This window comes from Bordetella pertussis 18323 (genome assembly GCF_000306945.1).
GTDB lineage: Bacteria > Pseudomonadota > Gammaproteobacteria > Burkholderiales > Burkholderiaceae_B > Bordetella > Bordetella pertussis.
Genome location: NC_018518.1, coordinates 2,727,647 through 2,750,485 on the forward strand (window position 1 = coordinate 2,727,647; position 22,839 = coordinate 2,750,485).

The following is a 22,839-nucleotide window of genomic DNA, read 5'->3' on the forward strand; positions in this document are numbered from 1 at the left end:
ACAAGGCAAGTGGGCGCAGTGGCTGACAGCAGTTTGTTATCTGCAGGAGGCCAAGTCCATGTTTTCATAGGTATTGATGTATCAAAGGCCAAGCTGGATTGCACGTTGCTGACGGCTGAGGCTGACAAGCGTAAGACCAAGGTGGTGGTCAACACCGCCGCGGGCGTACAAGCCCTGCTGGCGTGGTGCGCCAAACACGGCGCACAGCCGGCGCAGTTGCACGCCATCCTGGAGCCTACGGGTCTGTATCACGAGCAAGCGGCCACGGCGCTGCCCCAGGTCCGGGTCTCTTTGGTCAATCCCGCCCAGGCCCGGGACTTTGCCAAGGCCTTGGCGCTGCGCTCCAAAAATGATGCGCTCGACAGCTACGTGCTGGCTCGCTATGGACAGACGCTGAGCCCGGCGCTGTGGCACCCGGCGCCCTTGCATGCGCGTCAACTGCGCGCCTTGTTGACGCGACGCGAGGCGCTGAGCAAGGATCTGTTGCGTGAGCTCAATCGCAAAGAGAAGAGCCAGTTCAGCCCCTCGGCGCCCTTGGTCGATGGTTCCATCGACAAGGCCATCGCGTTCTTGCGCGAACAGATCAAACAAATCGAGCGGGCGATCGATCAGCACATCGACAACCACCCCGACCTCAAGCAAGACTGCGAGCTGCTGAACTCCATCCCCGCCATCGGGCCTCAGGCCGGCAACGCCATCCTGGCCGTCATGCACAATCGGCATATCGACTCCGCCCAGAGCCTGGCCGCCTATCTCGGGGTGGTCCCTGTGCAGCGCCAATCCGGCAGCAGTCTGAACAGCTGCGCACGCCTGTCCAAAGCCGGCCCCTCCCAGGTGCGCGCCACGTTATACATGGCGGCCCTGGTTGGGACCCGCCACAACCCCCACATCCGCGCCCTTTACCAGCGCCTGCTCAAAGCAGGAAAAAGCAAAAAGGCCGCGCTGGGCGCGGCCATGAGAAAACTGGTGCATCTGTGCTTCGGGGTCCTCAAAAACCGCATCCCCTACCAGCCCAATTACGCCATGAACGGTTGACTGCCAAGACGGTATCTGTCCCCACGGGGACAGGCACCCGACAGGCGCTGCCCTTCAGCCGCGCTTGCGCCAGCGCCAGGGCGCGCGCAGCGGCCAGGTGTAGCGTGGCGACAGCACGTACGGCTTGATGGCGTAGGCCGCCACCACGGCGATCAGGGCCGCGGCGCAGACATCCGACAGGTAGTGGTCGCGGTTGATGACCCGGCTGATCGCCACCAGCGCGGCCAGCGCCAGCGCGGCGCCAGGATGCCCAGCACGGCCGCGACGGCGAACGCCGTCTGGGTATGGCTGGACGGGAACGAATTGAAGGGGTTGCCGGCAAACATGCGGCCCATGCCGTAGATGCCGTCGTCAAGCAGCACTTCGGGGCGCGCGCGCCACGACGTTCTTGAGCACCCAGGTCGCCAGCCCGCCGGCGGTAAGCGTGGCCAGCAGCAGCATGCCCGCACGCGCGATTTTCTCGCAGGTCCAGCCCCACGGCACGGCCCAGCCGCGCAGCATGCCTTGCAGGCCGAGGATATAGGCGGCCAGCCCCAGCGCCACGTAGGTGCCGCTGTCGCCCAGGTTGCCGATGTAGTCGAACACCGTATTGACCTGCGGCGACACGCTGCGGTTGATCCATAGCGTCAGCGGCCGGTCGAGCCAGGCGGCGCACCCCAGCAGCAGCAGCACGGGCACCAGGCAACGGTGCAACAGGCCGGCCAGCCCCTGGCCGGGCAGCCCGGGCTTGGGCGGGGGGAAAGCGGTGATCGGTTCTGCGGTCATGAGGGAATGGGATGAGGGCCGGATAGCCGCAACCCGGCGGCCAGCAATAGTACTTGCCAAATACGACACCGCCAAGACCGTCCGCGGGTGACAGGCTAAAATGGGCGGTTTCGTCCACTTACGCTCCCGGGATCTACACCCGTCACGGCGACCGCCATGCAAGAAACCACTGTCAAACGCGACGGCGCCAGCCCGTCCGATGCCGGCACGCCGGCCACCGCCGCCCAGGGCCTGGGCAAATTGTATATCCGCACCTTCGGCTGCCAGATGAACGAGTACGACTCGGACAAGATGGCCGACGTGCTGCGCGCCGACCAGGGCCTGGAGCTGACCGACAACCCCGAGGATGCCGATGTCATCCTGTTCAACACCTGTTCCGTGCGCGAGAAGGCGCAGGAGAAGGTGTTCTCCGACCTGGGCCGGGTACAGCACCTCAAGAAGCAGAACCCCAACCTGGTGATCGGCGTGGGCGGCTGCGTGGCCAGCCAGGAAGGCGAGGCCATCGTCAAGCGCGCGCCCTATGTCGACGTGGTGTTCGGCCCGCAGACCCTGCACCGGCTGCCCGACCTGATCAAGCGCCGCCGCGCCCAGGGCGTGTCGCAGGTCGACATCAGCTTCCCCGAGATCGAGAAGTTCGACGCCCTGCCCCCGCCGCGCGTCGACGGCGCCACCGCGTTCGTGTCCATCATGGAAGGCTGCAGCAAGTATTGCAGCTTCTGCGTGGTGCCCTACACGCGCGGCGAAGAAGTGTCGCGCCCCTTCGACGACGTCCTGCTCGAGGTCGCCGACCTGGCCGACCAGGGCGTCAAGGAAGTCACGCTGCTGGGCCAGAACGTCAACGCCTACCGCGGCGCCATGGGCGACAGCGGCGAAATCGCCGATTTCGCCATGCTGCTGGAATACGTGCACGAGATTCCCGGTATCGAACGGATCCGCTACACCACCTCGCATCCGAAGGAAATGACCCAGCGCATGGTCGACGCCTACGCACGGCTGCCCAAGCTGGTGTCGTTCCTGCACCTGCCGGTGCAGGCCGGCAGCGACCGGGTGCTGGCGGCCATGAAGCGCGGCTACACCGCGCTGGAGTTCAAGTCCGTGGTGCGCCGCCTGCGCGCTGCGCGCCCCAGCCTGACGCTGTCCTCGGACTTCATCGTTGGTTTCCCGGGCGAGACCGAGGAGGACTTCCAGAAGACCATGAAGCTGATCGAGGACGTCGGCTTCGACACCTCGTTCTCGTTCGTGTATTCGCGCCGGCCCGGCACGCCGGCCGCCGACCTGCACGATGACACGCCGCAGGACGTCAAGCTGCGCCGCCTGCAGCAGTTGCAGGCGCTCATCAACCAGCAGGCCGCGGCCATCGCCCAGGGCATGATCGGCACCCGCCAGCGCGTGCTGGTCGAAGGCCCTTCGCGGCGCGACCCCAACGAGCTGATGGGCCGTACCGAGAACAACCGTATCGTCAACTTTCCCGGCGTGCCGCGCCTGATCGGCCACATGGTCGACGTCGTCGTCACCCACGCCCACACCAACTCGCTGCGCGGCCGTGTCGCCGGCATCGAACGCGACACATCCGGAGCCGAATGAGCACTTCCCGCAGCCGCGCCCGCCGCACCATGCCCGCCATCGTCAATCTCGATGGCGACAACATCCACCTCGCCAACCTGTGCGGCCCGCTGGACGAGAACCTGCGCCAGCTCGCCGACGGCATGGGCGTGAAACTGGCGCGCCGCGGCAGCCGGGTCACGATAGAGGGCGAACAGGCCGAACTGGCCGGACGGGCCCTGCGGCGCTTTCACGAGCAGGCCACCCACCGCGCGCTGTCGGTCGACGACATCCAGCTCGGCCTGGTCGAGATCGGCGTGGGCCGCCCGGTGGAGGTCCAGGCGGACCCGCGCGAACTGGACCAGACGCTGCCGCCGGTCGACGACGAGAGCGGCGGCGTGGTGCTGCGCACGCGCCGCACCGACCTGCGCCCGCGCACGCCGCGCCAGCGCGACTACATGAACAACATCCTCAAGCACGACATCACGTTCGGCGTGGGGCCGGCCGGCACCGGCAAGACCTGGCTGGCGGTGGCCTGCGCCATCGACGCCATGGAACGCGACACGGTGCAGCGCCTGGTGCTGACCCGGCCGGCCGTCGAGGCCGGCGAGCGGCTGGGGTTCCTGCCGGGCGACCTGGCGCAGAAGGTCGACCCCTACCTGCGGCCGCTGTACGACGCGCTGTACGACCTGATGGGCTTCGAGCGCGTGCAGCGCCTGTTCGAGAAGCAGACCATCGAGATTGCCCCGCTGGCCTACATGCGCGGGCGCACCCTCAACCACGCCTTCGTGATCCTGGACGAGGCCCAGAACACCACGCCGGAGCAGATGAAGATGTTCCTGACCCGGATCGGTTTCGGCAGCAAGGCCGTCATTACCGGCGACCCCTCGCAGGTCGACCTGCCGCGCGGCCAGCAAAGCGGGCTGGCGCACGCCGTGCAGGTGCTCGAGGAAGTCCAGGGCATCGCCACGACCCGCTTCACCAACCGCGACGTGGTGCGCCATCCGCTGGTGGCGCGCATTGTCGACGCCTACGACCAGGCGGCCGCCAATGGCGACTGAGCTGTCGCTGTCGGTGCAGTACGGCGTGGCCGACGCGCGGCTGCCGCGTTGGCGGCTGCGCCGCTGGGTCCAGTATGCGCTGGCCGGCGCCGCCGGCGACGGGCATGCCGGGCTGGCCGGCGTCGAACTCGGCCTGCGCCTGGTGGGGCTGGCCGAGGGCCGGCGCCTGAACCGCGAATTCCGTGGCCGCGACTACGCCACCAACGTGCTCACGTTCGAATACGGCACCGGCCCCGACGGGGTGGCGCGCGGCGACATCGTCGTGTGCGTGCCGGTGCTGGCGCGCGAGGCGCGCGAACAGCGCAAGACGCTGCTCGACCATGCCGCCCACCTGACGGTGCACGGCACCCTGCATGCGCTGGGCTACGACCACATCAAGGCCGGCGAAGCGCGGCGCATGGAGGCCCTGGAGACCGCCGTGCTGGCGCGCATGGGAATCGCCGACCCCTATCTGGCCGCCTGACGGCGCCGCGCAGATTGGCGCCAATGCGCCCCAAATCGGGGAACAATGGCCGCTGTTGTATGCAAAATCGGAGCGCTGCGTAACAACTTGCGCCAAATATTCGGTTATGCTGAATCTTTACCAACTTGTCCGCCTGGACGATGTCCGACCCTTACCCTGCTACCGAGGCGCACGCTCAGCGCGCCGCCAAATCCCCTCCCAAATCCCTGCTGGACCGCCTGCTTTCCCTGGTGCGGCGCGAGCCTGAAGACCGCGAAGGCATCAAGGCCATCCTCGAAGCCGCGCACGAGCGCGAGCTGCTCGACGCAGAGTCCTACGCCATGATCAAGGGCGCGCTGGCCGTGTCCGAGCGCACCGTCGCCGACATCATGGTGCCGCGCTCGCGCATGGATCTGCTCGATATCTCCCAGCCGCTGCCGCAGTTGCTCGCCACCATCATCGAGACCGCGCACTCGCGCTTTCCGGTCTACGAAGACGACCGCGACAACATCATCGGCATCCTGCTCGCCAAGGACCTGCTGCGCTACATGCTCGAGCCGGCGCTGGATATCCGCTCGCTGGTCCGGCCGGCCGTGTTCATCCCCGAGGTCAAGCGCCTGAACGTGCTGCTGCGCGAGTTCCGCGCCAGCCGCAACCACCTGGCGATCGTCATCGACGAGCATGGCGGCATTTCCGGCCTGGTCACCATGGAAGACGTGCTGGAACAGATCGTCGGCGACATCGAGGACGAATTCGACGAGGACGAGGAAGAATCGATCTTCCCCGAAGGCGAGAACCAATGGCGCCTGACTGCCTCGACGGACATCAGCCATTTCAACGCCACCTTCGCCACCGACCTGCCCGACGACGAGTACGACAGCGTGGGCGGCTGGCTGGGCGGCCAGCTGGGGCGCATTCCGCGCCGCGGCGACAGCGCCGACCACGACGGCCTGCATATCGAAGTGGTGCGCGCCGACGCGCGGCGCGCCCTGTGGCTGCGCGTGCGCCGCAACGCGGGCGCACAGCCTCCGGCGAGCGCCGCTGAATGAGCCCGGCCGGCAAGGGGCCAGCCTGGCGCCAACCCGCCATCCTGGCCGCCGCGGGCGCCGCGCACGCACTGAGCTTCGCCCCCGATCCCCTGCCCGCCTGGTCGCTGGCGCCGGTGCAGGTCATCGCGCTGGCGGTGGCCGCGCATGCCAGCTTGCAGGCGCCTTCGGCGCGGCGGGCGCTGGCGCGCGGCTGGCTGTTCGCCATGTTCAGCTTCAGCCTGGGCCTGTACTGGATGTACGTCAGCATGCACGACTACGGCGGACTGGCCGCGCCGCTGGCGGCCGCGGGCGTGCTGGCACTGTCGGCGTTCCTGGCGCTGTTTCCGGGCCTGGCCTGCGCCGCCGCGCGCTGGCTGTGCCCGCCCCATTGGGACGCCAGCCCGCCGGCGCGCGCGCGCCGCACGCTCTACACGGCCGCCACCTGGGCCGCCTGCTGGGCCGCGCTCGAATGGCTGCGCGCCGTGGTGCTGACCGGCTTCCCGTGGCTGAACATCGGCTACGCGCACGTCGACAGCCCGCTGGCCGGCTGGGCGCCGCTGCTGGGCGTGCACGGCATGGCGCTGCTGGCCGCCTTCGCGGCCGCCGCGCTGGCCGGCCTGTGGCAATCGGCCTCGGGACGCATCGACAGCCGCCAGGCGCTGGCCGCCGGGGTGGCGCTGCTGCTGGCGGGCGCCGGCTGGCTGCTCGGCCAGTTCAGCTGGTCGCGGCCCGAAGGCAAGCCGCTGCACCTGCGCCTGGTGCAGGGCAACGTCGAGCAGTCGCAGAAGTTCGATCCGGCGCTGCTGGAAACCGGGCTGCGGCGGCACCTCGAACTGGCCTCGCTGCCGCCGCGCCCCGGCGAACCCAAGCCCGATCTGATCATCCTGCCCGAAACCGTCCTGCCCGTTTTCCAGGACCAGTTGCCCGCCAGCGTCTGGGACGCCTGGATCGAGGTGGCGCGGCGCGCCGACACCCGCATCGCCATGGGCGTGCCGCTGCACATGCAGCCCGACGGCGCCACGGGACACCGCTACACCAACAGCGTGATCGGTTTCGACGCCAGCACGCCCGTCGAACAATTGCGCACCGGCACCACCGCCATGCGCTACGACAAGCAGCACCTGGTGCCCTGGGGCGAATACGTACCGCCGGGATTCCGCTGGTTCGTCGACATGCTGGACATCCCGCTGGGCGACTTCGACCGCGGCGCCGCGCGCCAGCCCAGTTTCGACATCGCGGGCCAGCGCATCGCCTTCAACATCTGCTACGAAGACCTGTTCGGCCCCGAACTGCTGCCGGCGCTGCAGGATGGCCCCGACGGCCGCCCTGGCGCCACCATCATGGCCAATGTCAGCAACCTCGGCTGGTTCGGCAACACCTGGGCGCTGCGCCAGCACCTGCAGATCGGCCGGCTGCGCACCATGGAAACGGCGCGCCCCATGGTGGCCGCCACCAACACCGGCATCACCGCCGCCATCGATGCGCGCGGACGCGTTGCCGCCGCCTTGCCGGCCGACCGCGCCGGCGTGCTGCCGGTCGCCGTACAGGGCATGACCGGCCTGACGCCGTACGCCCGCTTCGGCGACAAGCCCGCGCTGGCGCTGATCGGCCTGCTGCTGATCGCCGCGGCGGCGCGCGGCCGCCGGCCGCGCCAGCCCTAGGGCCGGGCCGTCAGCGCAAGCGCCGCCTCGTCGGGCGGCGGCAGCAAGGGCCCGCCGCCCACGCCGGTGCGCGCCAGCGCATCGGCAATCTGGCGCATGTCATCGGAATCCAGCTCCAGCGTCGCCGCGCCCAGCCAGCCATCGACCTGCTCGGCGCTGCGTGCGCCCGCAATGGCGCCGGTGACACCGGGCCAGGCCAGCGCCCAGGCGACGGCAATCGCGCCCACGCTGGCGCCGTGGTGCTGCGCGATCGGCTTGAGCGCATCGGCAAACTCGAGATTGGCCGCCAGCCGCGGCGCCATGAACTCGGCGTTGCGGGCGCGCCAGTCGCCTTCCGGCAAGGCCGCGGCGCGCTCGGCGCTGAAGGCGCCCGACAGCAGGCCCGACTGCATGGGGCTGTAGACGATGACGCCGGTGTCGTGGCTTGCGCACCAGGGCAGCAGGTCCGCGGCGCTTTCGCGGCGGATGGCCGAGAACGGCGGTTGCAGCGTTTCGACGTGGCCCAGCTGCTCGGCCGCCTGCACCTGCGCCAGATTGTGGTTGGACAGGCCGACGTGGCGCACCTTGCCGGCCTGGCGCAGGTCGAGCAGCGCTTGCCAATACACTTCGAGGGGCGTGCCGTCGCCGGCCGGCCAGTGCATCTGGTACAGATCGATGGCTTCGACGCCGAGCCTGCGCAACGACGCCTCGACCTCGCGCCGCAGGCTGTCCGGGGCGCCGATACGGCGCGGCTTGGCCATGGGGTCGGCGGGCGAGCCCACCAGGCCGCCCTTGGTGAAGACATAGGGCCGCTCCGAAGGCGGCATGCCGGCCAGCGCGCGGCCCACCAGGCTTTCGGAATGGCCCAGCCCGTAGACGGCCGCGGTGTCGATCCAGTTGATGCCGCGGTTCACCGCGTGGCGGATGGCGCGGATGGACTCGCCGTCGTCCTGCGCTCCCCAGCCCACGGACCAGCCCGGCCCGCCTATCGCCCAGGCGCCGAAACCCACGCGCGTGATCCGCATATCGGTGGCGCCCAGCCTCTGGGTGGGAAACGAAGTGCTCATGATGGCGTGCTCCTGCGTGATAGGCATGCGCCCGCGGCCGGGCTGCGCAAAGATTAGGACAGGTCGGCGCCGTACTCAAACCGGGGGGCAGGCGCAAGGCTGGGCCACACCGATTTATTTCCCCCTGACTTGCACGCCACAAAAAACTCGTGCATAATCTCGTTTCTTCGCCAACGGCACTAAACAAACCGGCAACGAAAATCGAAATTTCAGCAGAAATGCGGTTGAGTTACCAGCTTGATTAGGATGTTTTACACCGGGGGTATAGCTCAGCTGGGAGAGCGCTTGCATGGCATGCAAGAGGTCAGCGGTTCGATCCCGCTTACCTCCACCAGTCCAAGGCGAAGTAAAGTAGTACCAGTCCTGTCCCCTTCGTCTAGAGGCCTAGGACATCACCCTTTCACGGTGAGTACAGGGGTTCGAATCCCCTAGGGGACGCCAGTTCATCTGGCATGGTGTAGAAGTTACGCCGCTGCGGAGCGGTAGTTCAGTTGGTTAGAATACCGGCCTGTCACGCCGGGGGTCGCGGGTTCGAGCCCCGTCCGCTCCGCCAAAAAATTCCGAAAAGCCAGTTGCGTAAGCAACTGGCTTTTTTTCTTCCCGGGTGCCTTGTATCTTTCCTCCGGTGGTGATTAGCTATCACCACCGCGCGCCGATGACCGCGAGTTGGTGCCCAAAGCGAGGACTTTGTGGGACAGATAGCGGCTCGGCAGCGCACTGCTGGGCCGGCGAGACACTGGACGGTATCGTAGGGCGAGGACCCTGTATGTACAAGGCAAGTGGGCGCAGTGGCTGACAGCAGTTTGTTATCTGCAGGAGGCCAAGTCCATGTTTTCATAGGTATTGATGTATCAAAGGCCAAGCTGGATTGCACGTTGCTGACGGCTGAGGCTGACAAGCGTAAGACCAAGGTGGTGGTCAACACCGCCGCGGGCGTACAAGCCCTGCTGGCGTGGTGCGCCAAACACGGCGCACAGCCGGCGCAGTTGCACGCCATCCTGGAGCCTACGGGTCTGTATCACGAGCAAGCGGCCACGGCGCTGCCCCAGGTCCGGGTCTCTTTGGTCAATCCCGCCCAGGCCCGGGACTTTGCCAAGGCCTTGGCGCTGCGCTCCAAAAATGATGCGCTCGACAGCTACGTGCTGGCTCGCTATGGACAGACGCTGAGCCCGGCGCTGTGGCACCCGGCGCCCTTGCATGCGCGTCAACTGCGCGCCTTGTTGACGCGACGCGAGGCGCTGAGCAAGGATCTGTTGCGTGAGCTCAATCGCAAAGAGAAGAGCCAGTTCAGCCCCTCGGCGCCCTTGGTCGATGGTTCCATCGACAAGGCCATCGCGTTCTTGCGCGAACAGATCAAACAAATCGAGCGGGCGATCGATCAGCACATCGACAACCACCCCGACCTCAAGCAAGACTGCGAGCTGCTGAACTCCATCCCCGCCATCGGGCCTCAGGCCGGCAACGCCATCCTGGCCGTCATGCACAATCGGCATATCGACTCCGCCCAGAGCCTGGCCGCCTATCTCGGGGTGGTCCCTGTGCAGCGCCAATCCGGCAGCAGTCTGAACAGCTGCGCACGCCTGTCCAAAGCCGGCCCCTCCCAGGTGCGCGCCACGTTATACATGGCGGCCCTGGTTGGGACCCGCCACAACCCCCACATCCGCGCCCTTTACCAGCGCCTGCTCAAAGCAGGAAAAAGCAAAAAGGCCGCGCTGGGCGCGGCCATGAGAAAACTGGTGCATCTGTGCTTCGGGGTCCTCAAAAACCGCATCCCCTACCAGCCCAATTACGCCATGAACGGTTGACTGCCAAGACGGTATCTGTCCCCGCAGGGGGACTGGCACCCGCAAACTCTCGGGGGTGCCTGTCCCCGCAGGGACAGGCACCGATCCGCCGCCAGACAAGCAAACGGCCGCTCGCGGCGGCCGTTCGTCATGGGGACACGCCGGCGCTCAGTGCGCCGGGCTTGCGCCGCACTGGACGTACAGCGCGCCGAGGGCTTCGCGCAACTCGGGCGGGCGCTGGAACAGGCGCGCGCCCAGCAGACAGCCCTGCACCGTGGCGAACAGCGCGCGCGCGGCCTTCTCCGGCGTGCTGGCGTAGCGCAGCGTGCCTTCGCGCGCACCGTCGGCCAGCACCTTGGCCAGCCAGTTTTCCTCGACCGTGAAAAAGGCCTGCAGCGCGGCGCGCACGCGTTCCGGCAAGGTGTTGAGTTCGGCAGCCAGCATCCCGCCCAGGCAAAGCTGGTCGGCCTGGCAACTGTGCGACTCGACCATGGCGATATAGGCGTCCAGCCGCTCCTTGGCGGGCAGCGTGGGCGAGATGCCGCGCAGGGTTTCCAGCGCGGAGCCGGTGTAGTTCTCGACGGCTTCGTACAGCAGGTCGTCCTTGCACGGGAAGTAGTAATGCACGCTGGACGTCTTGACGCCCACGTGATCGGCCAGGTCGCGATAGCTGAAGCCATTGCAGCCGCGCGTGCGGATCAACTTCTGCGCGTAGTCGAGCAGCTGCTCGCGGGTGGTGTTTGTGCTTGGCGTGTCCATGATCGAATTTTACCTATACGTAGGTTGGGGCGATAGCGGGTTAACCCAGAACGGGTTCACGCGGCAAGCGGCGCAGCGAGCCGGCATGGCTCAACCCGCGACGGGCGGATAGGCCAGTTCGCCGGACTCGGTCAGGCCCTGCGCGCGCGCGGCGGCCAGTTCGTCGCGCACCTGCTCGCGCGACACCGTGCTGGCGGCGGCATAGGCGGCGATCGGGTAGTCCTGCTCGCCGGCGGCCATCAGCCCCTGGGTGCGGGCGGCCTGCAACTCGGCCTGCACTTGGGTGTGGCTGAGGGCGCTGGCGCTTTCGATGGCGGGCGGATAGTCCAGCTCGCCGGCCTGGGCGACGCCGAATACGGAAGCGGAAAGAATCAGGGCGGTAGCGATGCGGTTCATGGTCAATCTCCGATAGAGGATGCTGCGTTGAGCTATCTATGTGTAGATAGATAAGCCGATAAATAAAAAAGGCCGGTAAGCCTTGCTGCATCGATGCCGCATGAAACGGGATTGCTGCGTCGATGGATGAATATTACCTACTAGTAGATAGATGGCGCAAGCCTGGTTTCGGGGTTTTTTGTAACTTGATAAGACGCCACTTGGCGGCAACACCAGCCGCACAGGCCTCAGGCCGGCAATGATTTACACATGGAAACAATAATTCGGCGCCTCCGCCTGCGGGAAGATCGCATCGCGTTAACGTCGCTCTCGCCGCAAAATCTCCTTATTCCTGCCAATTCCAATCAACACTCTGTCATTTTCACTTAAATACGGGATATTGCCCAAATCGCCGATTCGTTCCTACGATCGGCCGCATTGCCCTGGCGCCCAGCCGCCCGTCCACCGCCCCTATGGAGCCCCGCCCCATGCATACGGCCTACGTTCCCGTCCCCGCTCCCGTCCGTCCGCCCAGCGCCGAGCGCTGGCCCCTGGCGGCGGTCGCCGAATTGTTCGAGCTGCCGTTCCTGGACCTGCTGCATCGCGCCCAGCAGGTGCATCGCCAGCACTTCGACGCCAACACGGTGCAGCTGTCCAGCCTGCTGTCGATCAAGACCGGCGGCTGCCCGGAGGATTGCGCGTACTGTCCGCAATCGGCCCACTACGATACCGGCGTGGACGCCGACAAGCTGATGCCGCTGGACGAGGTGGTGCGCGCGGCGCGCGCGGCGCAGGCCAACGGCGCGCAACGCTTCTGCATGGGCGCGGCCTGGCGCAGCCCCAAACCGCATCACCTGGAAGCGGTGGCCGAAATGATCGGCGCGGTCAAGGCGCTGGGCATGGAAACCTGCGTCACGCTGGGCATGCTGCGCGACGGCCAGGCCGAGCAATTGAAAGCCGCCGGGCTGGATTACTACAACCACAACCTGGATACCGCGCCCGAGTTCTACGGCAAGATCATTTCGACGCGCACCTACCAGGACCGCCTGGATACGCTGCAACAGGTGCGCGAGGCCGGCATCAATGTGTGCTGCGGCGGCATCGTCGGCATGGGCGAATCGCGCCGCGACCGCGCCGGCCTGGTCGCCCAGCTGACGAACATGGAGCCCTATCCGGAGTCGGTGCCCATCAACAACCTGGTGCAAGTCGAAGGCACGCCGCTGGCGGGCGCCGAAACGCTGGATCCGTTCGAGTTCATCCGCACCATCGCCGTGGCGCGCATCACCATGCCGCTGGCCAAGGTGCGCCTGTCGGCGGGCCGCGAGACCATGAGCGACAGCGAGCAGGCGCTGTGCTTCATGGCCGGCGCCAACTCGATCTTCTATGGCGATGTGCTGCTGACCACCGGCAACCCGCAGGTCGAGGCCGACCGGCGACTGCTGCAACGCCTGGGCATGCGCGCCGAGGGCCTGCCCTGCGCGGCGGGCCAGGCATGAACCAGGGCCTGCTGTACCTGGCGGCCAGCGTCGCCTGCAGCGTCACCGTGGCGGTGCTCCTGAAACTGGCGCGCCGCCACGCCATCGACGTGCGCCAGGCCATCGCGGTGAACTACGCCGTGGCGGCGGCCCTTTGCTGGCTGCTGCTGCGCCCCGATGCGCAGGCGCTGCGCCAGGCCATGCAGGGCGTGCCGGTGCTGGCCGCGCTGGCCGTGCTGCTGCCCACGGTGTTCGTCGCCATGGCGCGCTCGGTGCGCTACGCCGGCATCGTCAAGAGCGACGCGGCGCAGCGCCTGTCGCTGTTCATTCCGCTGCTGGCCGCCTTCGCGCTGTTCGGCGAAAGCCTGACTGCGCGCAAGCTGGCCGCGATCGCGCTGGCGTTCGCGGCGCTGGCCTGCCTGCTGCGCCGCCGCGCGCCCGCCGGCGCAGCGGCGGACGACGCGCCGGACGATCGCCGCGCGGCATGGATGTGGCCGCTGGCGGTATGGGCCGGCTACGGCGTGATCGATATCCTGTTCAAGCAGCTGGCGCGCAGCGGCACGGCGTTTTCGGCCGGCCTGCTGGCGACGTTCGTGGCCGCGGGCCTGCTGACGCTGGCCTACCTGTGCATCCGGCGCACCCGCTGGCAAGCCCGCCACGCGCTGGCCGGCGTGGCGCTGGGCCTGGCCAACTTCGGCAATATCCTCACCTACGTGCGCGCGCATCAAAGCCTGCCGGACCACCCTGCCCTGGTATTCGGCGCGATGAACATGGGGGTCATCACGGCGGGCACCCTGGTGGGCGCACTGGCGTTTCGCGAACGCCTGAGCGCGCTCAACCTGGCCGGCCTGGCATTGGCCCTGGCGGCCATCGCCGCCATGCTGCCGTGGTAACTACATACCCGGGAGCCTGTCCCAGCGGGGACAGGCTCCCTTTGCCGCGGCAGTCGCTCCCCAGGCCGCGCGCCTCAGGTTCCGGTGCGCCGGGCTGCCGCGTCGTCTGGCGCGGCCTGCTCGCCGGCCTGCGGCGCGCTCGTGCTTTCGCTGTCGGCGGCCGGCGCGGGCGGGCCGGCCGGCGCCGGCGGCTCGACCACATCGGGGCCGGGGTCGGCCATTTCCATCGTGATGTCCACGTCGGGGTCGACGCGCGGATCGAGCGCGACGGCCGCCGGCGAGCTTTGCAGGGTGTCGGGCATGGGCACGAAGTGCACCGGCGCCTCATCCACCTGGTGGGCGCCGGTAACGCGCGCCGGCCGCACCTGCCAGACCAGGATCACGGCGCAGGCGGAAATGAACACGTAGTACATGCCGGGACCGCCCAGCGACATCATGACACCGGCGATCAGCGGCCCCAGGCAGGCGCCCACGCCGTAGGTCATAAGCAGGATGGCGCTCAGGCCGACACGGCGTTCGGGCTCGACGTGGTCGTTGGCGAAGGCGGCGCCCAGCGGGTACAGGGTGAACTGCAGCACGCCGAATACGCACGACAGCGCCACCATCGCCCAGTACGGCAGCACGATCCAGCCCCACATCAGCACCGGCAGCAGCACCAGCACCGCCGCGTTGAAGCGGATCAGGCCGGCGCGGTTGATGCGGTCGGACAGCCAGCCCATCGGCCACTGCGACAGCAACCCGGCCGTTACCGCGGCGGCCACGAAAATGGCCGACTGCGACGTGGACAGGCCGTGCTTGGCGGCATAGACGGCCGCCAGCCCGTAGAACGCGCCGGACAGGTTGCCCGCCACGAACAGCACGGTCAGGGACAGCGGCACACGGCTGGCGAAAAAGCGCAGGTCCAGCGGCGCGGGCAGCGGCGTGGGCGGGTGCGAGCGCGCCGTCACGGCGATCGGCACCAGGCACAGCACCAGACACATGGCCACCAGGGTAAGCGGGCCGTCGTCGAGCGTGGCGTAGGCCGTCAGGGCCAGTTGCCCCAGGACCGTGCCCAGGCCGGATACCACCATGTACACCGAGAAGACACGGCCGCGCTGGTGGTTTTCGGTCTGTTCGTTGAGCCAGCTTTCGATCACCATGAACTCGGTGACCATCACGATGCCCGATATCAGGCGCAGCAGCAGCCACAGCGGCAGGTGGTCGACCAGCGCCTGCGCCAGGATCATGCTGGTAGCCACGGCGGCGCAGGCCACGAAGGCCCGGATATGGCCGACCCGGATGATCAGCTTGTGTCCCAGCCGCGCGCCGCACACCAGCCCCAGGTAGTAGCCTGCGATCAGCGCGCCGATCCAGATCTCGTTGACGGACTGCGCGGTCAGCCGCAGCCCCATATAGGTATTGAACAAGCCCGTGCCGATCAGCATCAGCAGGGTCGCGAAGTAAAGCGACGAGAATGAAGAAATCGTGGTTAGCATGGAAACACGGATGTCCGCTTGCGGCAAAACGGGCCGCGGGCCTCGATGGCCCGCGGCATACAGCAACTACGTAAGGCTCAGGCCTGGGCCAGCATGGTGGCGGCGTCACTGACTTCGAACTTGCCAGGCGCCTCGATGTTGAGCTGCTTGACTACGCCGTCGTCGATCAGCGCCGAATAGCGCTGCGAGCGCACGCCCATGCCACGCTGCACCAGGTCCAGTTCCAGGCCCAGCGCGGTGGTCCACAGGGCCGAGCCGTCGGCCAGCATGCGCACCTTGCCGCCGGCCTGCTGCTCGCGGCCCCAGGCGCCCATCACGAACGCGTCGTTGACCGCCACGCACCAGATTTCGTCGATGCCCTTGGCGCGCAGCGCCGCGGCCTGCTCGACATAGCCGGGCAGGTGCTTGGCCGAGCAGGTCGGCGTGAACGCGCCCGGCACGGCGAACAGGGCGATCTTCTTGCCCTTGACGAGGTCGGCGACCTGGAAGGCATTGGGCCCCAGCGTGCAGCCGGCGGTTTCGGTTTCGATGAATTCGGTCAACGTGCCGTCGGGCACGCGATCGCCGACTTTGATGGTCATGAGGCTCTCCGGTTTCTCGGGTGAGGTGCGCCCGGGCGGGCGCGGCAAAGCTCAATCATAGTTCCTGCGCGGATTTCGCGCCGCGCGCCGCGGGGCGGAAAAAACCCCGCACAGTCTGAAACGACTCAAAACGGCCAACGGCCCAGGCGCGGCGCGGCGCGGCGCGGCTTTGGCCATAATGCAGGATTGCGGCACACGCGTGCCGCGCCCGCGCCGCCCGGCGCGGCGCCTTGTGGAGGCCTCTTCATGAGCAGACATTTCCTGGCCGCCCTGCTGCTGGCGGCCGCAAGCGGCGCGGCCTGCGCCCAGGCCGGCGCCGATCCGGCCGGCCAGGCCATCTTCGACCAGATCGTGCTCACCTCGGGCGCGGCCAACGGCGCGGCGCGGACCTGCGGCGCCTCGCCCCCGGACCTGGCCCAGCACGCCGAAACCTGGCGGCTGAACCTGCGGCGCTACGCCGATGAGTACCACTATGCCTTCGACAGTTTCGACGAGCGCTATGCGCGCGGCCAGCAGGAAGGCGCCGAAATGATGGCGGATATGCGCGCCTCGGGGGTGGACGGCTGCACCGGCGCGCTGGCCAGCTTCCAGCGCGAGCGCGCCATGACCTACGACGAAATGAAACAGGCGATCGCCGAGGCGACCGACGGACTGCCCGAAGACCAGCCCGCCGACTGAACGGCGGCGCTACGCCGCCAGGCCGTGCTGGCCGAACCAGTCCAGCATGCGCTGCCAGGCCTGTTCGGCCTCGGCCTTGCGGTAGCTGGGCCGGTAATCGGCGTGAAACGCGTGCGGCGCCTCCGGGTAGACGTCGATGCGCGAGTCGCGCGCGGCCTGCGGCCCCTTGGCCAGCGCCAGCCGCATCCGATCCACGTCCGACAGCGGGATGCCGGCATCCTTGCCGCCGTAGGCGCCCAGCACGGGCGCCTTGAGATCGCCGATCGACTCCAGCACCGAGCGCGGCTTGAGCTCGCTGGCCTGCCCGCCCAGCTGACCGTACCAGGCCGCGCCGGCCTTCAGCCCGGGATTGTGCGCCGCGTACAGCCACACGATGCGCCCGCCCCAGCAAAAACCCAGTATGCCCAGGCGGGACGCATTGCCGCCATTGGCGGCTGCCCAGGCCGCCGCCGCATCCAGGTCGGCCAGCACCTGGCGATCGCCGGCCTTGCCCACCACCTCGGCCCGCAAGCGGCCGATGTCGGTATAGCCGGTCGGATCGTCGTAGCGCGCGAACAGCTCGGGCGCAACCGCCTGGTAGCCCAGCCTGGCCAGGCGGCGGCATACGTCCTGGATATATTCGTGCACCCCGAATATCTCGGACACCACCAGCAGGGTCGGCAGGTCCTTCTTGCCGGCCGGCGCGGCCCGATAGGCCGGCATCTTGCCGTCGGGCGTGGGGATGTCGACCTTGCCGGCGGTCAGCCCGGCCGCGTCGGTATGGATGGCGCTCTGCGCGGCGGCCGCGCCGGCCGCCAGCGAAAAGCCGGCGGCCAGGCTGGTGACGACGAAGCCGCGCCGCGTCAGCGTCAGGGGCGGCAACAGACTGTCGAACTGCGGATCTGCATCGGTCATGGGGAACCTCCGGTGCGTCACTTCAGGGAAAAGTCCACGCGCGTCGGCTTGCCGTCATCCTTGATGCCGTCGGCGTCGAGCTGGGGCGCTACGACGAAAATGCGGTCGGCCGGCCCTTCGGCCTGCAGCTTTTCATAAACGGCCTGGGCGCGCGCGTCGGCCAGCTTGCGCAGGTCCTCGGCGCCCAGGGGCGCGGCGCCGCGCAGCAGCGCCTCCATCTGTTCGGCCGGGATCGACTTGGCCATGCCGATGAAATTGCGCGGCTTGTCTTCGATCTTAGTATCGTCGTAGACCTCTTCCAAGTACTGGGCGCGTTCGGCGGGGGCGACCTCGACGCCGTCGGGCGGCGGTTTCTTGCCGCGCCCGCCGGTATCGCGCGCCTTGGCCAGGCGGATCTGGCGCTCGACCCAGGCCTGGCGCAGGCCTTCCTCGTCGCTGGCGGGATCGGCGCGGCCGGCCACGTCCAGCTTCAGCCCCGGGCGGTCGTTCAGCGCCTTGGCCAGCGTCTCGATGCGGCTTTCGGCCTCGGGCGTGAGCGCCGCGCTGCCCGGATCGAACTCGATGTACGAGAGTTCCTCGCCGCCGCCGAAGGCGGAGGCAAGCAGCGTGAAGGGCGAGGTCACGGCCTTGACCACCAGGTTGACCAGCACGCGCACGATGATGCCGCCCACCGAGAACTGCGGATCGTCCAGCGAGCCGGAGATCGGCAGGTTGATGTCGATGTTGCCGCGGCTGTCCTTGAGCAGCGCCACCGCCAGCAGCACCGGCAGCTTGACCGCGTCCGGGCTGTCGGTCTTGTCGCCGAAGGTCAGCTGGTTGAGCACGACGCGGTTGCTCGCCTGCAGCGCGCGGTCCTTGATCTGGTACTGCACGTCCAGCGACAGCTTGCCGCGCTTGATCGGATAGCCCACGTACTTGGCCGAATACGTGGTGAAGCGCGGCAGATCCACCCCCTTGGCCGAGGCCTTGAGGTCCAGCGACAGGAACTGCGCGAACGGCTGCACCGTGCCGCTGATGGAGAACGGCGCGGAGGTATACACGCGGCCCGCCACGTTGACCTTGGCCGGCTTGGGCTGGCGCGAGGACACCGCCGAGACCGAGCCTTCGATGCGCGACAGCTCGGCCGTGTAGTTGGGCTTGACGAAGCGGTCGGTGAACGTCACCTTGCCGCCCTTGAGCGTCACGCTGCCGATCGCGATGTCGGGCATCGGGCCCGGCTTGGCGGGCGCCGCGGCGCGGGCGCGGGTCTGGGTGTCCTGGGTGATGGAGCAGCCGGCCTGGCCGGGCTCGGCCACCAGGTCCATGACGTTGAGCCGGCCCTCGGCGTTGAGCAGCACGCGCCCGTAGAAATCGTCCAGCGTGATGTCGCCCAGGTTGGCGGCAAAGGCATCGCCATTGACCGACACCTGCATGCCGGCCAGGCCCAGCCGCTTCCATTGCATGAAGTCGTCGCGATTGACGCGGTCGGCGAGGTCCAGGTCGTTGACGTCGAGCGCGCCGCGCCAGGCCGCCTTCATGGGCGTGGCGCCGGCGGCCGCGGCGAATTCGGCGTCGCCGCGCGCGCTGAGGTTGATGGCCCGCACCGTGGCGTTCAGGCTGGAGGCGATATACGGCGCGAACGGCGCCAGGTCCAGACGCGCGAGGTCCACGCTGGACTTGAGCGCCAGCGGCTGCGCGGTCAGGCTGCCCTGCATGGCAAGCGCGCCCTCGCCCTGCACGCCGTCGGCCTTCAGGGTGAAGGGCGACGGCTGGGCGTCCAGCGCCAGCCGGTCGAAACGGGCCTCGAACTGCTTCACGCTGACCGGCACCGCGGGCTTGACCGACTCGTCGCGCAGGCTCAGGTCCGATAGCCGCAGCGCCGCGCCTTCGGCGACGACCTGCGTGGCGCCGTCGCGCTGCGCCACCCGCACGCGCGCCTGCGCCCCCAGGCGGCCGTCCTCGACCAGGATGGGCGCGCTGGCGCGCACCGCCGGCGCCAGGCGCGCCAGGGCCAGCCTGTCGAGTTCGACCTTGACGTCGAGGTTCAGCGGCTCCAGCGTCAAGGACCCTTTGGCGCGCAGCCAGCTGCCGTCGATGGTGCTGTCCATGGTCAGCCACAGACCGATCGGCCGGTCCGGCGGCTGCGGCAGCTCCAGCCCCTCGACCGTGGCGCCCACGCCGTTCATCACGTAGTCCAGCTTGGTGACCGCATCGCGCAAGTGCAGCTCGGCATCCCTGACATTGATCGCATCCACGACCACATGCCACGCGTCGGGCGCAGCCGCGGCGGCGCTGGCCTGCGGCGCGGCGGCCGCCTGGGCGGCGGCCGGCGTTGCGGACTCGGGCGCCTGCGCCTGAGCCTGCGCGGGTGCGGGTGCGGGTGCGGGTGCGGGCGCCGGTGCGGAAGCAGCCGTCGGCTTGGCCGGCGCATCGCCGGCGCCCAGTTTCTGCAGCTTCTGCGCGATGTCCAGCCAGTTCAGGCGCTGGTCGGCGTAGCGCCGCGTCTGGATCTGGGGCGACCACAGTTCGACCTCGCCGACGTACAGGCTGCGCTGCATGGGTTCGAAGGCGATACGGCGCACGGCCAGCGCGCTCCATTGCGCCAGCACATCGCCGGACGACTCGCGCACGTCCAGCTGGCGCAGGCCCAGTTCGCCCACCACCTTGATGCGCGGCGCCGCGTCCTTGGGCTGCTCGAACAGGACCTGCAGGTCGGAGTCCAGCAGCGCGCGCTCCAGCTTGACCGGCAGCGGCAGCGGCCAGGCATCGGCCCATTTCTCGAGTTCCAGTCCGGCAAACGACACGTCCAGCGTCGAGCTGGGCACTGTATCGAACGGCCGCGCCACGCCGGTCAGGTCGAACGGACTGCCATTGATGCGCATGTGCACGCGCGGCTGCACGTCGATGTCGGTGGCATAGCCGAAGGTCGAGATGAACGGCACGCCCAGGGCGATCTCGTCGATGCGCTGCTGGCGCCCGGACACTTTGTCGTCCAGCGTGATCTCGCCGCCTTCGAGCACCATGTTGTTCAGCGAGAAGCGCGGCGGGCCCGATTCGGGCTCGGGCTCGGGCGGCGACTGCGCCGCCATGTCGGCGACCTTTTTCTGGATGTCGGAGAAATTGAAGCGCGTGACGTCTTCGCGCACCAGCGCGACCTTGGGCTGGCGCACCACCAGCGAGTCGACCACCGGCGCGAACCAGAACAGCGACATCCAGGACGCGCTGACGTCCAGTTCGGCCACCTGCAGCAGCGGCGCGGCGCCCTCGGGCTGCGCCAGCGCCAGGTCGTGGGCGCGCAGGGTGAGCGTGAATGGATTGAAGCGGATCTTGCCCACGCTGACGTCGCGGCCCAGCATGGCGGAGACGTCCTGCGTCAGCGCGCCGCGCACGATGCGCGGCACCTGCCACGCCGCCAGGCCGGCCAGCAGCAGCACGACCAGCACGGTCGCCAGGAGGACTTTCACGGTACGGCGGGTGAGTCTCACTCCGGGCATTCGCACAGGCATTGGGCAACTCCCGACACGGATTGGGGGGATTATCGCGCCGCTATCGCGGCTCGTCTATGATAGGCATGCTTGGCCCCGAGGCATACCCCGAGGGCCGGGTACTTTCAATATTTGACGATCCACAGCGGCTGCGCCATGTCTACTACCCCCACCCTGAGCCACCTGGACGAATCGGGCCAGATCCGTATGGTCGATGTCGGCCACAAGACCGACACCGACCGGGTCGCCATCGCGCGCGGCAGCGTGCGCATGAACGCGACCGCCTACGGGCTGCTGACCCAGCCCGGCCAGGGCAAGGGCGAGGTGCTCAACACCGCGCGCGTGGCGGCCGTGCTGGCGGCCAAGCGCTGCGCCGAACTGATCCCGCTGTGCCACAGCCTGCCGCTGGCCTTCGTGGGCATCGACTTCGAGCTCGACGAGGCCGCGCACAGCGTGCATATCCGCGCCACCTGCCGCACCCAGTACAAGACCGGCGTGGAAATGGAGGCCATGACGGCCTGCAGCGTCGCGGCGCTGACCATCTACGACATGTGCAAGGCCGCCGACAAGGGCATCGTCATCGAACAGATACGCCTGCAATACAAGGCTGGAGGAAAAAGCGGTGAGTGGCGCAACGATTAAGGTTCTGTATTTCGCGCGCCTGGCCGAACTCGTCGGCAAGCGCACCGAAGACTGGCCGCTGGCCGAAACCGTGACCGGCGCGCAGCTGCTGGCCGCGCTGGCGGCACGCTATCCGCAGCTGGAGCCGGCCGAGCGCCTGAAGCTGGCCGTCAACCAGACGCATGTCAAGGTGGGCGCGTCGGTGCGCCCGGGCGACGAGGTCGCGGTCTTCGAACCGGTGACCGGGGGTTGAACATCATGGTTATCGTCCAGGAAGCCGATTTCGACAGCGCCGCCCTGCTGGCGGCGCTGCGCGAACGCGTCGGCGGACAGGCCGGCGCAATCGTCACGTTCGTGGGCTACGTGCGCGACTTCGCGCCCGAGCAGGCCACCGAGACGCTGTATCTCGACCACTATCCCGGCATGTGCGAACGCGAGCTGGAAACCATCGCGGCCACCGCGCGCGAGCGCTGGGACCTGGCCGGCACGGTCATCGCCCACCGGGTGGGCGCCCTGCCGCGCGGCGCGCAGATCGTGTTCGTGGCGGCCGCCAGCGCGCATCGCGGCGACGCCTTTCGCGGCTGCGAGTACATCATCGACGCCTTGAAGACCCGGGCGCCATTCTGGAAACGCGAAACCCTGGCTGCCGGCGACAGCTTCTGGGTGGAGCAGCGCCAATCCGACGCCGACCGCACCCAGTCCTGGGACGACCCGGGCACGCCCACCAAGGAGCATCCATGAACGACGCCAAGCAGGTTTCGCTGGTCTGCGCCATCCTCACCGTCAGCGACTCGCGCAGCGCCGGCGACGACACCTCGGGCAACATGCTGGCCGAGAGCCTGGCGCACGCCGGGCACATGTGCGTGCGGCGCGACCTGGTCAAGAAGGATCTCTACCAGATCCGCCGCGTCATCAGCGAATGGATCGCCGACCCCGAGGTCCAGGTCATCCTGGTGTCCGGCGGCACCGGCTTCACGCCGCGCGACTGTACCGCCCAGACCATCGAGCCCTTGTTCGACAAGACCATCGAGGGTTTCGGCGAGCTGTTCCGCCAGCTCTCGTACGAGGAGATCGGCAGTTCGGCCGTGCAGTCCAGCGCGCTGGCCGGCACCGCCAACGATACCGTCATCTTCTGCATGCCGGGCTCCAACCACGCCTGCAAGCTGGGCTGGAACCGCATCATCCGCGAACAGCTCGACGACGCCCACAAACCCTGCAATTTCGCCATGCACTACCGCGCCAAGCCGGACGCGGACTGAC

The 22,839-nt window shown here is 68.3% G+C and carries 21 protein-coding genes, 3 tRNA genes and 1 pseudogene; 17 read left to right on the top strand and 8 right to left on the bottom strand.

The genetic code is table 11. From position 1 onward, the window contains the following. The first annotated feature begins 18 nt into the window (after positions 1 to 18). The gene (locus BN118_RS12825) at positions 19 to 1,035 is read left to right on the top strand and encodes an IS110-like element IS1663 family transposase (RefSeq protein WP_010930525.1); all 1,017 of its coding nucleotides are present in this window, start codon (positions 19 to 21) and stop codon (positions 1,033 to 1,035) included. A 54-nt stretch (positions 1,036 to 1,089) separates the two neighbouring features. On the opposite strand, the pseudogene BN118_RS21375 reads toward BN118_RS12825, so the two are convergent. Next, positions 1,090 to 1,800 (bottom strand): annotated as a pseudogene (locus BN118_RS21375) (phosphatase PAP2 family protein). A gap of 156 nt (positions 1,801 to 1,956) precedes the next feature. Here BN118_RS21375 and miaB point away from each other — a divergent pair. The 5 genes from miaB (at position 1,957) to lnt (ending at position 7,534) form a co-directional block, all read left to right on the top strand. Further along, positions 1,957 to 3,384, top strand: coding sequence for a tRNA (N6-isopentenyl adenosine(37)-C2)-methylthiotransferase MiaB (gene miaB, locus BN118_RS12835; protein WP_015041211.1), 1,428 nt, complete (start codon positions 1,957 to 1,959; stop codon positions 3,382 to 3,384). Further along, on the top strand, positions 3,381 to 4,403 hold the full coding sequence (locus BN118_RS12840; RefSeq protein ID WP_010930151.1) for a PhoH family protein: 1,023 nt from the start codon (positions 3,381 to 3,383) through the stop codon (positions 4,401 to 4,403). Before miaB ends, BN118_RS12840 begins: the two co-directional genes overlap by 4 nt. Further along, the gene (ybeY, locus tag BN118_RS12845; RefSeq protein WP_041166194.1) at positions 4,393 to 4,866 is read left to right on the top strand and encodes an rRNA maturation RNase YbeY; all 474 of its coding nucleotides are present in this window, start codon (positions 4,393 to 4,395) and stop codon (positions 4,864 to 4,866) included. The genes BN118_RS12840 and ybeY overlap by 11 nt, the downstream gene beginning before the upstream one ends. 140 nt (positions 4,867 to 5,006) lie before the next feature. Continuing rightward, positions 5,007 to 5,894, top strand: a complete 888-nt coding sequence (locus BN118_RS12850; RefSeq protein WP_010930149.1) for an HlyC/CorC family transporter — start codon at positions 5,007 to 5,009, stop codon at positions 5,892 to 5,894. Next, the gene (gene lnt, locus BN118_RS12855) at positions 5,891 to 7,534 is read left to right on the top strand and encodes an apolipoprotein N-acyltransferase (protein WP_014905918.1); all 1,644 of its coding nucleotides are present in this window, start codon (positions 5,891 to 5,893) and stop codon (positions 7,532 to 7,534) included. Before BN118_RS12850 ends, lnt begins: the two co-directional genes overlap by 4 nt. Here lnt and BN118_RS12860 read toward each other — a convergent pair. Continuing rightward, the gene (locus BN118_RS12860) at positions 7,531 to 8,538 is read right to left on the bottom strand and encodes an aldo/keto reductase (protein ID WP_003819773.1); all 1,008 of its coding nucleotides are present in this window, start codon (positions 8,536 to 8,538) and stop codon (positions 7,531 to 7,533) included. The genes lnt and BN118_RS12860 overlap by 4 nt on opposite strands. 300 nt (positions 8,539 to 8,838) lie before the next feature. Between BN118_RS12860 and BN118_RS12865 the strand changes: the two genes are divergently transcribed. From BN118_RS12865 to BN118_RS12880, 4 genes are all read left to right on the top strand, one after another. Then, positions 8,839 to 8,914 (top strand) — tRNA-Ala (locus tag BN118_RS12865). A gap of 31 nt (positions 8,915 to 8,945) precedes the next feature. Then, positions 8,946 to 9,021, top strand: a tRNA-Glu gene (locus BN118_RS12870). A 35-nt stretch (positions 9,022 to 9,056) separates the two neighbouring features. Beyond that, a tRNA-Asp gene (locus BN118_RS12875) sits at positions 9,057 to 9,133 on the top strand. Between the two features lie 235 nt (positions 9,134 to 9,368). Further along, complete coding sequence (locus BN118_RS12880) at positions 9,369 to 10,385, top strand: IS110-like element IS1663 family transposase (protein WP_010930525.1); 1,017 nt, start codon at positions 9,369 to 9,371, stop codon at positions 10,383 to 10,385. A gap of 147 nt (positions 10,386 to 10,532) precedes the next feature. Here the strand turns inward: BN118_RS12880 and BN118_RS12885 are convergent, their stop codons facing one another. Further along, the gene (locus BN118_RS12885; protein ID WP_003819753.1) at positions 10,533 to 11,123 is read right to left on the bottom strand and encodes a TetR/AcrR family transcriptional regulator; all 591 of its coding nucleotides are present in this window, start codon (positions 11,121 to 11,123) and stop codon (positions 10,533 to 10,535) included. 90 nt (positions 11,124 to 11,213) lie between these two features. Further along, on the bottom strand, positions 11,214 to 11,519 hold the full coding sequence (locus BN118_RS12890; protein ID WP_010931097.1) for a DUF4148 domain-containing protein: 306 nt from the start codon (positions 11,517 to 11,519) through the stop codon (positions 11,214 to 11,216). 467 nt (positions 11,520 to 11,986) lie between these two features. Here BN118_RS12890 and bioB point away from each other — a divergent pair, with 467 nt between their 5' ends. Together bioB and BN118_RS12900 are read left to right on the top strand one after the other, a co-directional pair. Beyond that, positions 11,987 to 12,994 (top strand): biotin synthase BioB, encoded by a 1,008-nt coding sequence (bioB, locus tag BN118_RS12895; protein ID WP_023853546.1) that lies wholly within the window; start codon positions 11,987 to 11,989, stop codon positions 12,992 to 12,994. After that, complete coding sequence (locus BN118_RS12900) at positions 12,991 to 13,866, top strand: membrane protein (RefSeq protein WP_010931095.1); 876 nt, start codon at positions 12,991 to 12,993, stop codon at positions 13,864 to 13,866. Before bioB ends, BN118_RS12900 begins: the two co-directional genes overlap by 4 nt. 74 nt (positions 13,867 to 13,940) lie before the next feature. Here the strand turns inward: BN118_RS12900 and BN118_RS12905 are convergent, their stop codons facing one another. After that, on the bottom strand, positions 13,941 to 15,341 hold the full coding sequence (locus BN118_RS12905) for an MFS transporter (RefSeq protein WP_010931094.1): 1,401 nt from the start codon (positions 15,339 to 15,341) through the stop codon (positions 13,941 to 13,943). 77 nt (positions 15,342 to 15,418) lie between these two features. Further along, the gene (locus BN118_RS12910) at positions 15,419 to 15,922 is read right to left on the bottom strand and encodes a peroxiredoxin (RefSeq protein ID WP_003809348.1); all 504 of its coding nucleotides are present in this window, start codon (positions 15,920 to 15,922) and stop codon (positions 15,419 to 15,421) included. A gap of 246 nt (positions 15,923 to 16,168) precedes the next feature. Between BN118_RS12910 and BN118_RS12915 the strand changes: the two genes are divergently transcribed. Beyond that, positions 16,169 to 16,600: a lipoprotein gene (locus tag BN118_RS12915; RefSeq protein WP_010931092.1), complete on the top strand. Its 432-nt coding sequence runs from the start codon at positions 16,169 to 16,171 to the stop codon at positions 16,598 to 16,600. 9 nt (positions 16,601 to 16,609) lie between these two features. On the opposite strand, the gene BN118_RS12920 is transcribed toward BN118_RS12915, so the two are convergent. Beyond that, the gene (locus BN118_RS12920; protein ID WP_010931091.1) at positions 16,610 to 17,494 is read right to left on the bottom strand and encodes a dienelactone hydrolase family protein; all 885 of its coding nucleotides are present in this window, start codon (positions 17,492 to 17,494) and stop codon (positions 16,610 to 16,612) included. Between the two features lie 17 nt (positions 17,495 to 17,511). After that, on the bottom strand, positions 17,512 to 20,979 hold the full coding sequence (locus BN118_RS12925; protein ID WP_014905919.1) for a DUF748 domain-containing protein: 3,468 nt from the start codon (positions 20,977 to 20,979) through the stop codon (positions 17,512 to 17,514). Between the two features lie 135 nt (positions 20,980 to 21,114). On the opposite strand from BN118_RS12925, the gene moaC reads away from it, so the two are divergent. The 4 genes from moaC to moaB are packed head-to-tail and all read left to right on the top strand — an operon-like array spanning position 21,115 to position 22,838. Next, positions 21,115 to 21,600 carry a cyclic pyranopterin monophosphate synthase MoaC gene (moaC, locus tag BN118_RS12930; RefSeq protein ID WP_003819741.1) on the top strand — a complete coding sequence of 162 codons (486 nt, stop codon included), beginning with the start codon at positions 21,115 to 21,117 and terminating at the stop codon, positions 21,598 to 21,600. Beyond that, the gene (locus BN118_RS12935; protein ID WP_014905920.1) at positions 21,581 to 21,832 is read left to right on the top strand and encodes a MoaD/ThiS family protein; all 252 of its coding nucleotides are present in this window, start codon (positions 21,581 to 21,583) and stop codon (positions 21,830 to 21,832) included. Before moaC ends, BN118_RS12935 begins: the two co-directional genes overlap by 20 nt. Next, positions 21,829 to 22,320 carry a molybdenum cofactor biosynthesis protein MoaE gene (locus BN118_RS12940; protein ID WP_010931089.1) on the top strand — a complete coding sequence of 164 codons (492 nt, stop codon included), beginning with the start codon at positions 21,829 to 21,831 and terminating at the stop codon, positions 22,318 to 22,320. The genes BN118_RS12935 and BN118_RS12940 overlap by 4 nt, the downstream gene beginning before the upstream one ends. Next, a complete protein-coding gene (moaB, locus tag BN118_RS12945) occupies positions 22,317 to 22,838 on the top strand; it encodes a molybdenum cofactor biosynthesis protein B (RefSeq protein ID WP_010931088.1) in 522 nt (173 codons plus the stop codon). Before BN118_RS12940 ends, moaB begins: the two co-directional genes overlap by 4 nt. Position 22,839 lies beyond the last annotated feature (1 nt).

What these genes read in the sequence shown, in the direction of transcription:
- miaB (WP_015041211.1), top strand. Translation starts at nt 1,957, where the DNA reads ATGCAAGAAACCACTGTCAAACGCGACGGCGCCAGCCCGTCCGATGCC.
- BN118_RS12840 (WP_010930151.1), top strand. Translation starts at nt 3,381, where the DNA reads ATGAGCACTTCCCGCAGCCGCGCCCGCCGCACCATGCCCGCCATCGTC.
- ybeY (WP_041166194.1), top strand. Translation starts at nt 4,393, where the DNA reads ATGGCGACTGAGCTGTCGCTGTCGGTGCAGTACGGCGTGGCCGACGCG.
- BN118_RS12850 (WP_010930149.1), top strand. Translation starts at nt 5,007, where the DNA reads ATGTCCGACCCTTACCCTGCTACCGAGGCGCACGCTCAGCGCGCCGCC.
- lnt (WP_014905918.1), top strand. Translation starts at nt 5,891, where the DNA reads ATGAGCCCGGCCGGCAAGGGGCCAGCCTGGCGCCAACCCGCCATCCTG.
- BN118_RS12860 (WP_003819773.1), bottom strand. Translation starts at nt 8,538, where the DNA reads ATGCGGATCACGCGCGTGGGTTTCGGCGCCTGGGCGATAGGCGGGCCG.
- BN118_RS12885 (WP_003819753.1), bottom strand. Translation starts at nt 11,123, where the DNA reads ATGGACACGCCAAGCACAAACACCACCCGCGAGCAGCTGCTCGACTAC.
- BN118_RS12890 (WP_010931097.1), bottom strand. Translation starts at nt 11,519, where the DNA reads ATGAACCGCATCGCTACCGCCCTGATTCTTTCCGCTTCCGTATTCGGC.
- bioB (WP_023853546.1), top strand. Translation starts at nt 11,987, where the DNA reads ATGCATACGGCCTACGTTCCCGTCCCCGCTCCCGTCCGTCCGCCCAGC.
- BN118_RS12900 (WP_010931095.1), top strand. Translation starts at nt 12,991, where the DNA reads ATGAACCAGGGCCTGCTGTACCTGGCGGCCAGCGTCGCCTGCAGCGTC.
- BN118_RS12905 (WP_010931094.1), bottom strand. Translation starts at nt 15,341, where the DNA reads ATGCTAACCACGATTTCTTCATTCTCGTCGCTTTACTTCGCGACCCTG.
- BN118_RS12910 (WP_003809348.1), bottom strand. Translation starts at nt 15,922, where the DNA reads ATGACCATCAAAGTCGGCGATCGCGTGCCCGACGGCACGTTGACCGAA.
- BN118_RS12915 (WP_010931092.1), top strand. Translation starts at nt 16,169, where the DNA reads ATGAGCAGACATTTCCTGGCCGCCCTGCTGCTGGCGGCCGCAAGCGGC.
- BN118_RS12920 (WP_010931091.1), bottom strand. Translation starts at nt 17,494, where the DNA reads ATGACCGATGCAGATCCGCAGTTCGACAGTCTGTTGCCGCCCCTGACG.
- BN118_RS12925 (WP_014905919.1), bottom strand. Translation starts at nt 20,979, where the DNA reads ATGCCTGTGCGAATGCCCGGAGTGAGACTCACCCGCCGTACCGTGAAA.
- moaC (WP_003819741.1), top strand. Translation starts at nt 21,115, where the DNA reads ATGTCTACTACCCCCACCCTGAGCCACCTGGACGAATCGGGCCAGATC.
- moaB (WP_010931088.1), top strand. Translation starts at nt 22,317, where the DNA reads ATGAACGACGCCAAGCAGGTTTCGCTGGTCTGCGCCATCCTCACCGTC.